This is a genomic window from Paenibacillus anaericanus, from assembly GCF_003994475.1.
GTDB lineage: Bacteria > Bacillota > Bacilli > Paenibacillales > Paenibacillaceae > Fontibacillus > Fontibacillus anaericanus.
Window position 1 is genome coordinate 167116 of the sequence record NZ_RZNY01000012.1, and the last position, 12775, is coordinate 179890.

The following is a 12775-nucleotide window of genomic DNA, read 5'->3' on the forward strand; positions in this document are numbered from 1 at the left end:
TTCGGGGACAAAGGCGAACGAAGCTTATGCTTCCGATGTAGCTTTCCTAAGGAAAGCTTTTAGCTTCTTCAGAATCATTTCGCTCTCTCCGCTATATCATCATTCTTTATTTCATCAAATATAGCCGGTTATAACTTANTTATTTCATCAAATATAGCCGGTTATAACTTAGTGTTTGAAATGTCTTACGCCAGTAAATACCATGGCAATTCCATATTTATTCGCCATTTGAATCGATTCTTCGTCTTTAACCGATCCTCCTGGTTGAATGATAGCCGTTACACCAGCTTTTGCAGCTGCTTCTACTGTATCTCCCATAGGGAAGAACGCATCGGAAGCGAGTGCACTGCCTTGTACCTTGTCGCCCGCTTGTTCGATTGCAATTTTTGCCGATCCAACTCGGTTCATTTGTCCTGCACCTACACCAATTGTCATATCATCTTTAGCTAATACGATCGCATTAGACTTCACATGCTTAACAACTTTCCAACCGAAGAGTAGTTGTTTCAGTTCTTCCTCTGTTGGCTTACGGTCAGTTACAACTTTCAAATCTGCTTCAGTCACCGAGTGAGTATCACTCTCTTGGATTACCATACCTCCGTCGATGGAAGTTACAACGAATTGACTCTTCCGATCGCCACCAAGTTCCAAACCACCTAATTTCAATAGCCGAATGTTTTTCTTCTTCGTAAGGATATCAAGCGCTTCTTGCGTAAAGCCTGGGGCAAGGATGATCTCAAGGAAGATATCCTTAAGTAGATTTGCCGTATCTTCGTCGATGATGCGGTTAGCCGCTACAATTCCGCCGAAGATCGACACTGGATCTGCTTGGTATGCTTTTTCATAGGCTTCATAAATGCTCTTGCCTACACCTACACCGCAAGGATTCATATGTTTCACTGCTACTACGGCTGGTTCTTCAAATTCTTTGACAATCTGCAGAGCCGCATTCGCATCGTTAATATTATTATAGGACAATTCTTTGCCGTGCAATTGCTCAGCCGTTGTTAGTGTGTCTGCACCCGCAAGCGGTTTGCGATAGAATGCCGCCTTTTGATGTGGATTCTCACCATAGCGAAGATCTTGAAGCTTCTCGTAAGTAACTGTGAAGCGCTCCGGAAGTGGATCACCATTCACATTGCTTAAATAATCAGAAATCAAAGCATCATAAGCCGCCGTGTGGCGGAAAACTTTGGCCGCAAGCCGTTTACGTGTTTCAAGGGTCGTGTCGCCTTCACTACGAATCTCTTCGAGAACCTTACTATAGTCGTCAGAATCAACAACTACACTAACAAAGGCATGGTTCTTAGCGGCGGAACGAAGCATAGTTGGTCCACCAATATCGATATTCTCAATGGCGTCTTCATAAGCCACATCCGGTTTAGCAATCGTCTCTTGGAACGGATATAGATTAACGACTACTAGATCGATATAATCAAGACCAAGTTCCTTCATTTGGGCCTGATGTTCTGCGCTATCACGCACAGCCAGGAGTCCGCTATGAACAGCAGGATGTAGCGTCTTTACACGACCATCCAAAATTTCGGGAAATCCTGTCACATCAGAAATACCGATGACAGGTACCCCTTCCTTCGACAACAGGTTTTTCGTTCCCCCTGTCGAAATAATCTCCACACCCAATTGCGACAGCTCACGGCAAAAATCCACGATACCTGTTTTATCTGATACACTTACTAGCGCTCTTTTGATACTCACGAATTGGCTCCTCCTTTATAATGGCAACTGACTTGGACGCTCTAGCGACAAGTTAATTTAATAACCCGATATTTCTCGGGAAATATCGAAATCATGTCACGCATCCACTTCGAAAAATACTTATTTCGCATTCATTGTCATACCCATAGTGCATTTCAGCATATTGGCGCATATTCGAATGTCAGATCCCGTGCTCTACTGTAATCTTTCGACCCGATATATGGACACGTCCCTTAGCGAACCATGACACAACCTTAGGATATAATTCTGACTCCGCTGTATGAATCTTGTCTTCAAGTGACTGAATACTGTCATCCTCGTCGATGTGAACCACTTGCTGAGCAATTACAGCACCGCTGTCCATCCCACCATCCACCAAATGAACCGTAACTCCAGTTACTTTGACACCATAATTCCAAGCTTGACCAATCGCGTTGACTCCAGGAAACGACGGCAATAATGAAGGATGAATATTAATCATTCGGCCAGCATAAAGATCGACCAAAACTGGAGTAAGCAGCAGCATATATCCAGCAAGCACAATGAGATCAATACCTCTATTGGCAAGTTCCGCAGCAATCTCCGTTTCGTATTCTCCCCGGGAAGCGTACGCCTTCGGATCGAATAACAAACAGTCTATACCTGCTTTGCGTGCACGTTCCACCACAGGAGCCTGTGCCTTATTACAGACAAGAAGGGCGATTTCCGCCCCAAGCTTGCCATCATTCGCCCAGTCCACTAGATTCTGAAAGTTACTTCCTTGGCCGGAGGCAAATACAGCAATCCGGTACGGGGACGGCATTATATTTCAACTCCTGCAAATGTCACTTCCCGATTTCCTTCGGTTACCCGTCCTATGACATAAGGGGTTTCTCCCGCAGCACGAAGAGCTTCTAGCGAAGACTTGGCTTGATCTTCACCAACTACGATGACCATCCCTATGCCCATATTGAATGTAGTAAACATGTCACGGTTGCTAACATTACCCTTCTCCTGCAACAGCGAGAATATCGGCAAAATTGGCCATGTTCCATAATCAATATTTACGTTCACACCATCCGGCAGCATCCGTGGAATGTTCTCAATAAATCCACCGCCCGTAATATGCGCCATCCCTTTTACTTTTACCTGCTCTAGTAAGGAAAGTACGGGCTTCACATATAATTTAGTTGGTGTGAGCAATACTTCACCAAGCACCTCGTTACCAAGTTCAGGCAACTTATCATGAAGATCATAGCCAGCATCTTCTAGCAATGTTTTGCGTACAAGTGAGAAACCATTACTGTGGACTCCACTTGAAGCCAAACCGATTACGGTATCTCCTGGTGCAATCGTGCTGCCGTTAATGATTTTACTCTTATCGACAACACCAACAGTAAATCCGGCGATATCGTATTCACCTTCTGCATACATACCAGGCATTTCTGCTGTCTCGCCGCCAATTAGTGCGCAGCCTGATTCCGAGCAACCATCAGCAATACCTGATACGATTGCTTCAATCTTAGTAGGAATTACTTTATCGCAAGCAAGATAATCTAGGAAGAAAAGTGGCTCTGCACCTTGCACAATGATGTCGTTGACACACATAGCTACAGCATCGACACCAATCGTGTCATGTTTGTCCATAGCAAAAGCAATTTTCAGCTTCGTACCTACGCCGTCTGTTCCTGATACAAGCACAGGTTCCTCGTATTTATCCTTATTCAATCCGAACAAGGCGCCAAAACCGCCCAAATCAGTCATTACTTCTGGACGCAATGTCCGCTTAACGTGACTCTTCATCCGTTCTACCGCTTCATTACCCGCCGCGATATCTACCCCGGCATTTTTATATGCTTCAGACACGTAAGGACACTCTCCTTAAGGTTAATTTCTTAATCCTATGAACTACTTAGCTATTAACAACTACAGCCGAATTTCTCTTCACCGTCAAAATCAGTCCGTGTAGGGTAGTCGTTATCGAAGCAAGCCATACAAAGTCCACCTTTGTACTCACTGCTGCTGTCGCCACCAACCGCTTGAATTAGGCCTTCGGGACTTAGGAATTGCAGTGAGTCTGCGTTGATCTCTCGGCAGATTTCTTCAATCGTCTTATAGGAGGCGATCAAGTCTCCCCTATCAGGTGTATCGATCCCATAGAAGCAAGGATTCTTGAAAGGTGGTGATGTAATACGAACGTGGACTTCTGTTGCACCAACTTCACGCAAAAGATTAACGATACGCCGAGAAGTCGTACCACGAACGATAGAGTCATCGATCATGACAACACGTTTACCTTCCACCACACGGCGAACGGCACTCAGTTTCATCTTCACACCCTGCTCACGCAGTTCTTGGCTTGGTTGAATGAAAGTACGTCCCGTGTATTTATTCTTGATCAATCCTAGCTCATAAGGAATGCCTGTCTGCTCAGCATAGCCTATCGCAGCAGATATACTAGAATCAGGAACACCGGTCACAATGTCTGCATCCACGAATGATTCCTGTGCCATGATCTTCCCCATCCGTTTGCGGGAAGAATGCAGGTTAGAACCATTCAAATCACTATCAGGACGGGAGAAGTATATGTACTCCATTGCACATAGTGCCTTCCGCTGCGGAGCGGCAAAACGCTCCTCACGTAGACCGTCCTTATCCAGCACAAGCATTTCACCAGGTTGAATATCTCGAACCATTTCAGCTCCAACAACTTCAAATGCACATGTCTCCGAAGAGAATAAGTACGCATCACCCAGACGTCCCATAGTTAGTGGACGTAGACCGTGTGGATCACTAGCAACGATCAACTTATCATTCGTAAGCAGTAAGAAGGCAAATCCACCAACCAATTGGCCAAGTGCATCCTTTGCCGCTTCGACGAAATCTTTCGAAGACCGCGCGATCAAATGCGCAATAACTTCCGTATCACTTGTCGTTTGGAAGATCGAACCGCTTTGCTCCAATTCATGCCGAATCCTCGGTGCATTGACGATATTGCCGTTCGTTGCCACCGCCAGATCACCATCGCGGTACTTGAAGATAAGTGGTTGAGCGTTCGCCAGTCGACTGTCTCCGCTAGTTGAATAACGGACATGCCCGATAGAACGATCACCTTTTAATGACAGCAACTTATCTCGATCAAATACTTCCTTAACGAGTCCCATACCACGGTGATAATTAAAATCTTCACCATCCGAAACGCATAGGCCTGCGCTTTCTTCCCCCCGGTGCTGCAATGCATGCAGTCCGTAATAGGATAAGGAGGCAGCTTCGGGATGATTAAAAACCCCGAACACGCCACACTCTTCCTTTAAGGTATCAAATATATCGTCTTTCCCTGTACCTTCGTTATAATAATCTCCCGTCCAAAGACCTTGCGGTATTATGAGTTCATCAGACATGGAATTACATCCTCCCAGACCTGCTTCAATCCCTTCACCGGTCTGCTTAGAACGGAGTTACCGCCCAAGATAATCTCAAGGTTTTGACCTTCAACCTTGCCGATATTCTTCACAGGTACACCACGTGATGAGATGAACTGTTCCAATTCAGCTGCTTTTTCAGGTGAAGACGATAGCAGGATACGGGACTGTGATTCACTGAACAATGTGATATCAGGACGAAGATTACTTTCAAACGAAACTTTTGCTCCAAGTCCTCCACTAATACAAGATTCAGCAAGCGCAACAGCAAGACCACCTTCAGACAAATCATGCGCCGAGCGCACTAGCCCTTGCTGGATAGCCGCAAGAACCGTGTCTAGCAAGTTCTTCTCGGTATTTAATTCAAGCTTCGGTGGACGTCCCTCAGTCACACCGTGTACGATCGCTTGGAATTCACTACCTCCAAGCTCAGCGAAAGTATCACCTAGCAATAGAATCGCATCACCCTCGGATTTGAATCCTTGTGTCGTAATATGATCTGTATCGTGAATTAGCCCTACCATACCAACCACTGGGGTCGGATAGATTGCGCCTTTCGTATTCTCATTGTATAGACTGACATTACCGCCGATGACCGGTGTATCTAGTTCACGGCAAGCTTCCGCCATACCATCTACTGCTTTTTCCATTTGCCAGAAGATTTCTGGTTTCTCTGGATTACCAAAATTCAGATTATCCGTAATCGCAAGTGGCTCCGCACCAGAGCAGACGATATTACGTGCCGCTTCGCTGACTGCGATCTTTCCACCAACTTCAGGATCGAGATACACAAACCGTCCGTTACAGTCAGTTGTCATCGCAAGTGCCTTCCGTGTTCCCCGAATGGTCACAACAGCCGCATCCGAACCCGGGCGAACCGCTGTGCTCGTACGAACCATATAATCATATTGGTTATATACCCAAGCTTTACTCGAGACAGATGGAGAAGATAACACTTTATCCAGTGCCTCACCTAGATCCGTAACCTCGTCGTAACGCAATGTATCCACATTGGCATTTTGCTCATAATAAGCTGGAACTGCCGATGGTTTGTCATAGATCGGGCATTCATCTACAAGTGCCGTCACAGGCATATCACCTACTAATTCACCATGATGGAACAACTTCAGCATGCCATCATCAGTTACCTTACCTACTTTGGCACAAATAACGCCCCATCGATCAAAAATCTCCTGAGCTTGCGCCTCATCCTTCGGTTCTACAACGAATAACATCCGTTCTTGGGATTCGGAAAGCATCATTTCATAAGCAGTCATTCCGTCTTCACGTTGCGGTACTTGATCTAGGTAAAGTTCTAGACCATTCCCCGCCTTACTTGCCATCTCAGCACTGGAACAGGTAAGACCAGCAGCACCCATATCCTGAATACCCAGCACGATACCGGAATCAATCAACTCTAGACAAGATTCCATAACCAGTTTCTCCATGAAAGGGTCGCCTACTTGTACGGCCGTCCGTCTAGCTTCTGATTCATCCGTCAATTCTTCCGATGCAAATGTTGCCCCGTGAATACCATCTCTACCTGTTGGTGGTCCAACATAGAATACTGGGTTCCCTACACCCTTAGCTACACCGCGCTGAATTTTATCATGATCAATCAGACCCACACACATTGCGTTAACTAGTGGATTACCATCATAGCTATCATCGAATACGACTTCGCCACCCACCGTTGGAATGCCGATACAGTTACCATATCCAGCGATCCCTGATACGACATGTTCGAATAAGTATTTGACACGCCCACTTTCCAGCTTACCGAAACGCAAGGAATTAAGTACAGCGATAGGTCTTGCACCCATTGAGAAAATATCACGAATAATTCCGCCCACACCCGTTGCCGCACCTTGGTAAGGCTCGACTGCCGAAGGATGGTTATGACTTTCAATTTTGAATACAACCGCCTGATTGTCACCAATATCAACAATACCCGCACCTTCACCAGGTCCCATTAGGACGCGAGGTCCAGTGACCGGAAAACGACGAAGCAATGGTTTGGAGTTCTTATACGCACAGTGCTCAGACCACATTACGCTGAAGACACCAATTTCTGTATAGTTGGGACGACGTCCAAGAAAGCCACAGATCAGCTCGTACTCATTATCCGAGACACCCATTTGCTTATATATTTGCTGTTCTGCAATTTGCTCTGCATTCGGTTCCTTAGCGGATACTTGCTGACTCATGTTGATCCCTCCAAGCCTTTAATATCGAAATAAACATCCCTTTTCCATCTTCAGAACCTAGTAGACTGTCCACCGCGCGCTCTGGATGTGGCATCATGCCAACTACGTTGCCACGTTCATTCGAAATGCCTGCAATATCATCTAACGAACCATTCGGATTCCCTACATAGCGGAAAATAATTTGCTTGTTCTCTTCCAGTTTCGCAAGTGTTGCTTCATCACAATAATAGTTCCCTTCACCATGGGCGATCGGAATCTTGATCTCTTGACCCTTTTCATACTGCGATGTAAATGGATTCTCATTGTTCTCAACCCGGAGTACCGTATCGTGACAACGGAACTTCAACGACATATTGCGACGCAATGTACCCGGAAGCAGTCCTGCTTCAGTAAGAATCTGGAATCCATTGCAAATGCCAAGAACATACTTACCTTGTTCTGCTGCCTTTGCTACCTCAGCCATAACCGGAGCAAACCGAGAAATGGCACCACACCGGAGATAATCACCATAAGAGAAACCACCAGGAACAAGAATACAATCGTATGCTGATAGGTCTGTTGCCGTATGCCATACGTAATCGACAGGTTCATTCAAAGTATCTTCTACCGCTTTATAGCAGTCGATGTCACAGTTTGAACCAGGAAATACAAGCACTGCGAATTTCATGAATCAAACCTCCAATTCAAAGCGGTAATCTTCTACAACTGTGTTAGCTAGTAACTTCTCGCACATGTCTTTAACACGGGCTTCAGCTTCATTCCGATCATTGGTATCCAGTTTGATTTCCATATATTTACCAATCCGAACACTTTGCGCTTCTGTATAACCCATAGAATGAAGAGCCCCTTGTACAGCAACCCCTTGTGGATCAAGTACACTTTGCTTAATAGTTACATAAACCGTCGCTTTAATCATATTCCTCGTATTCCTCCTAGTATTGGAATTTGCAGTGTAAAATTGATGATCATGAAAGTAAATTATGATAGCTCTTGCTTCGTAAGGCGCTTGAATATGTCTCGGTAACGCCGAGTCGTCTCTTCCACTACGGCTAGCGGAAGGGGATCAGGCTTGCTGTTCTTGTCCCAATCTGAGCCTAACAGATAGGTGCGGACAGGCTCTTTGTCCATACTGTCGATTTCAATGTCGAGCGCATAATTTTCTCTAGCCCAGAAGCGTGAAGCATCCGGTGTGAAAATTTCGTCAATCAGAATCAGCTTGCCATCCACCAGGCCAAATTCCAGCTTACAGTCGGCAAGAATGATGTTGCGTTCTTCGCAGTAATCCCGAGCGAATTTGTACATCTCAAGGCTACGGCTGCGAAGTTGCTCCGCAAGGTCGTTTCCGACCATATCCACCATCGCTTCGAACGAAATGTCCTCATCATGACCTACATCGTTCTTAGCAGCAGGTGTAAAGATCGGTTCACGTAGTTTGTCGTTTTTACGGAGACCTTTCGGCAGATTAATGCCATTAATTTCACCATTCTGTACATATTGACGCCAACCGCCACCTGTTACATAACCCCGTACAACACATTCAATATCGATACGCTGCGCTTTACGAGTGACCATTACCCGGTTCTTGAGTATCGGCTTATGTTCTTCATTAATGACAGAACCAAGCTGTTCAATATCTGTATGAATCACATGATTCTCAATTAAATCCTTCGTCTTCTCGAACCAGAAGCTGCTCAGTTGATTCAGCACATTACCCTTATCAGGCACTGCTGGATCCAGTACATAATCAAATGCGGAGATACGATCTGTAACAACGATCAAATAATAATCTCCCAAATCATACAGTTCCCGGACCTTGCCTTTATACAGCAAAGGGGCGTTCACAATATCTTCTGCCGTGGAAATTGCCGGTGATGACATGTTTACTGTTCTCCTTTTGACGTCCTAGGACCCTGCTATGGTCCCACGCCTCATCGATTCATGTATTCTTGAACTATTCAGTCAAGCCTAGCTTGCGGAATATCGTATCCACATGTTTCAAATGCCATGAAGGATTGAAGGCATCTTCAATCTCTTCCTTACTAAGTACCGCTGTGATTTCTGGCGTCTCTTCCACAATGTCACGGAACTGCCGCCTTGTCTCCCAGGCCTGCATAGCGCGTGGTTGCACCGTATCATAAGCTTGCTCACGGCTGAATCCTTTGTCGATCAACTTCGTCAACACACGGCCAGAGAAAGGTACTCCGAATGTACGACCCATGTTACGTTCCATGTTCTCAGGGAACACGGTTAGATTCTTCACAATGTTACCAAAGCGATTCAACATGTAGTTGAGCAGCATGGTCGCATCCGGTAGAATGATACGCTCTACAGAGGAGTGTGAAATATCGCGCTCATGCCATAGTGTCACGTTCTCATAAGCGGATACCATATGACCACGAATGACGCGTGACAATCCAGAAATGTTCTCACTACCGATTGGATTACGTTTATGCGGCATAGCGGATGATCCCTTTTGCCCTTTAGCGAATGCTTCTTCTACCTCACGGAATTCACTCTTCTGCAAAGCACGAACTTCCGTTGCGAACTTATCAAGTGACGTAGCTACCAGAGCAAGCGAAGCCATGTACTCTGCGTGACGGTCACGCTGTAATGTCTGGGTTGAGATCGGCGCTGCTGTTGTACCTAGTTTCTTGCAGACAAATTCTTCAACGAATGGATCGATATTCGCATAAGTACCCACCGCACCAGAAATTTTACCAAACTGTACGCCATCCGCCGCCCGGCGGAAACGCTCTAGATTCCGTTTCATCTCCTCGTGCCACAGTGCCATCTTAAGTCCAAAAGTTGTTGGCTCAGCATGAACACCATGCGTACGGCCCATCATTGGTGTGTTCTTATAAGCTATAGCTTTATTGCGCAGGATCTCGATGAAATTAATGATGTCATGCTCCAAAATATCATTGGCTTGCTTAAGTAAATAACCGAGCGCTGTATCAACTACATCAGTTGAAGTCAGACCGTAATGTACCCATTTGCGTTCAGCTCCAAGGCTCTCAGACACAGAACGAGTAAAAGCGATCACATCGTGGCGAGTCTCCTGCTCGATTTCGTAAATACGATCAATATCAAAAGACGCATTTTTTCTAAGCAGCGCCACATCCTCTTTCGGAATGACGCCGAGCTCAGCCCACGCCTCGCAAGCGCATATTTCAACTTCTAGCCAAGCCTTAAATTTATTCTCTTCTGTCCATATGGCTCTCATTTCCGGTCTGCTATAACGTTCGATCATGAATGTTGATTCCTCCAAATTTTAGTTTGCTGTATCCAGTCTAAACCGTCCTGTACATGACTACATAGTAAATTGATATGTCCCATCTTTCTTTTGGGGGCTGAACCATTCTTCCCATATAGATGAAGCTTCGGTACAACCTTGGAGTTTGCCCAAGTCAAATCTTCCTCTGTTAAAGCCTTAGCTACTGCATCCATATGCTCACCAAGCACATTGACCATTACCACAGGGGATAGAAGACTTGTCTTACCCAATGGTAAGTTGCAGATTGCACGAACATGTTGCTCGAACTGCGACGTCGTGCATGCCTCCATTGTATAGTGTCCTGAGTTATGAGGACGTGGTGCAAGCTCATTGACGTACAATTCTCCACCCTCTGTCAGGAACATCTCCACAGCGAGGAGTCCAACAGCCTCCATCGATTCCGCTATCCGAGCCGCTAGTTGCTCCGCTTGACGAAGCACTGACTCTTCCACTCTTGCTGGAACAATGGAGATATGTAGGATGTTATCCACATGAATGTTCTCGGCTACCGGGAACGTCATAACTTCCCCGCGCGGGCTGCGAGCAGCAATAACTGACAACTCTTTTACGAAAGGGATAAATTGTTCCAGTACAAGCTCTGTTCCCGCTCGGCTCAATTCGCTATATGCAGGGCCAATCTCAGCTTCCGATTTGATGACCCATTGACCCTTACCATCATATCCACCAGTTACTGTCTTCAATACACTTGGAATACCAAGGCGCGATACCGCTTCCCGTAGTTCCATCTCACTACTAATTTCCGCGTAAGGTGCCACCTTCACTCCCGCCGCTTCCACAGCTGCCTTCTCCCGAAGTCGATGCTGTGTCGTGTAGAGCAACTTACTTCCTTGTGGTACATACGATAATCGTTCTAACAATTCAGCTACCTCTACATCAACATTCTCAAACTCATACGTGATCACATCTGAACGTTCCGCCAGTAGACGGGCTGCTTTCTTATCATCGTATCCAGCGACAATTTGCTCTGTTAGTTGACCACAGGGACACTCTGGTGTCGGATCAAGCGTAACAAAATGGTAGCCGAGATTGCTACCTGCAAGAGCCATCATTCGTCCTAATTGTCCCCCACCTAGCACGCCGATTCTCGATCCCGGCCCGATGATGGGTTGTTGATTGTTATCGCCACTAATTGTCCCGCTCATTGCATAATCTCTCCCAATTCAGAACTGCTAGCTAGTACCTCTTCACGAATACGATCACGACGCACTTGCAATCTTTCGGACAGCTGAGAATCAAAAGCACCTAGCATTTGTGCCGCAAGCAAACCGGCATTAATAGCTCCCGCTTTACCAATTGCAACCGTAGCTACTGGAATACCTCCAGGCATCTGTACGATCGAAAGCAGCGAGTCAAGCCCATTCAGCGCTGCCGATTTGACCGGTACGCCGATCACAGGTAGTAAAGTCTTTGCCGCTACCATGCCTGGTAAATGCGCTGCGCCACCTGCACCCGCGATAATTACCTTAAGCCCCCGTGATGCCGCATTCTCCGCAAATTCAAACATCAAATCAGGCGTACGGTGAGCGGAAACAACTTGCTTTTCATAAGGAACTTGGAGTTCCTCCAGTATGGCACATGCATGGGACATCGTATCCCAGTCCGATTTACTACCCATGATCACTGCTACCTGTGCTGACATGACTCAACCCACTTTCTAATATTTATGAACAAACTTATCAATCCAGCGAAGCGATGACTTCTCCTTTAACGCTAAAAAAAGTCCGGCACTCTCTGGAAAATAGCTAGTATTTTCAGAAATTCCGGACATCAAAGTGAATACGAATAGGGATGTAAGAACAATCCCTACCCATGGCAATAACAAAGAAGGTCTCCTGATGGAGTGACCCTTCTGTCATGTATTCACTCGTAGTCCGAAAATTTACGGTTTTCAGGTAGATACTTCCGGGCCATATTCCCGGTGATATACGAGGACTATTCTTTTCGGTGGCTAATCCACCATTCCTTTATTAGTTTAACAATCCTGCACAGGCTATGTCAACTTAAAACCCGAACATTATGACACTTGAAAATAATAATGTTCGCTTTTTGACGAATGCTTTCCTTATAGCTACCACGAATCAATCAAAAAAAGGAATGCCCCTAAAGGCATTCCTTCTCAGGCTGTCGAGAAAGTCTCGACAGCCTTCTTTATGAAT

Annotated in this window: 11 protein-coding genes and 1 riboswitch; all 11 genes read right to left on the minus strand. The window is 45.8% G+C overall.

What is annotated here, in order from left to right; translation table 11 throughout:
- Window positions 1–168 precede the first annotated feature (168 nt).
- Window positions 169–1716, minus strand: coding sequence for a bifunctional phosphoribosylaminoimidazolecarboxamide formyltransferase/IMP cyclohydrolase (gene purH, locus EJP82_RS15650; protein ID WP_127192996.1), 1548 nt, complete (start codon window positions 1714–1716; stop codon window positions 169–171).
- Between the two features lie 181 nt (window positions 1717–1897).
- A complete protein-coding gene (gene purN / locus EJP82_RS15655; protein ID WP_127192997.1) occupies window positions 1898–2518 on the minus strand; it encodes a phosphoribosylglycinamide formyltransferase in 621 nt (206 codons plus the stop codon).
- Window positions 2518–3561 carry a phosphoribosylformylglycinamidine cyclo-ligase gene (purM, locus tag EJP82_RS15660; protein ID WP_127192998.1) on the minus strand — a complete coding sequence of 348 codons (1044 nt, stop codon included), beginning with the start codon at window positions 3559–3561 and terminating at the stop codon, window positions 2518–2520. Before purM ends, purN begins: the two co-directional genes overlap by 1 nt.
- 53 nt (window positions 3562–3614) lie before the next feature.
- Window positions 3615–5096: an amidophosphoribosyltransferase gene (gene purF / locus EJP82_RS15665; RefSeq protein WP_127192999.1), complete on the minus strand. Its 1482-nt coding sequence runs from the start codon at window positions 5094–5096 to the stop codon at window positions 3615–3617.
- A complete protein-coding gene (gene purL, locus EJP82_RS15670; protein WP_127193000.1) occupies window positions 5078–7324 on the minus strand; it encodes a phosphoribosylformylglycinamidine synthase subunit PurL in 2247 nt (748 codons plus the stop codon). The genes purF and purL overlap by 19 nt, the downstream gene beginning before the upstream one ends.
- On the minus strand, window positions 7302–7991 hold the full coding sequence (gene purQ, locus EJP82_RS15675; RefSeq protein WP_127193001.1) for a phosphoribosylformylglycinamidine synthase subunit PurQ: 690 nt from the start codon (window positions 7989–7991) through the stop codon (window positions 7302–7304). Before purQ ends, purL begins: the two co-directional genes overlap by 23 nt.
- 3 nt (window positions 7992–7994) lie before the next feature.
- Window positions 7995–8240, minus strand: a complete 246-nt coding sequence (gene purS, locus EJP82_RS15680; RefSeq protein WP_127193002.1) for a phosphoribosylformylglycinamidine synthase subunit PurS — start codon at window positions 8238–8240, stop codon at window positions 7995–7997.
- Between the two features lie 62 nt (window positions 8241–8302).
- Window positions 8303–9202, minus strand: a complete 900-nt coding sequence (locus EJP82_RS15685) for a phosphoribosylaminoimidazolesuccinocarboxamide synthase (RefSeq protein ID WP_127193003.1) — start codon at window positions 9200–9202, stop codon at window positions 8303–8305.
- Between the two features lie 73 nt (window positions 9203–9275).
- Complete coding sequence (purB, locus tag EJP82_RS15690) at window positions 9276–10574, minus strand: adenylosuccinate lyase (protein ID WP_127193004.1); 1299 nt, start codon at window positions 10572–10574, stop codon at window positions 9276–9278.
- On the minus strand, window positions 10571–11761 hold the full coding sequence (purK, locus tag EJP82_RS15695) for a 5-(carboxyamino)imidazole ribonucleotide synthase (protein ID WP_127193005.1): 1191 nt from the start codon (window positions 11759–11761) through the stop codon (window positions 10571–10573). The genes purB and purK overlap by 4 nt, the downstream gene beginning before the upstream one ends.
- Window positions 11758–12258, minus strand: coding sequence for a 5-(carboxyamino)imidazole ribonucleotide mutase (purE, locus tag EJP82_RS15700; protein WP_127193006.1), 501 nt, complete (start codon window positions 12256–12258; stop codon window positions 11758–11760). Before purE ends, purK begins: the two co-directional genes overlap by 4 nt.
- Window positions 12259–12466: 208 nt before the next feature.
- A riboswitch (purine riboswitch) is annotated at window positions 12467–12568 on the minus strand.
- Window positions 12569–12775: the final 207 nt, after the last annotated feature.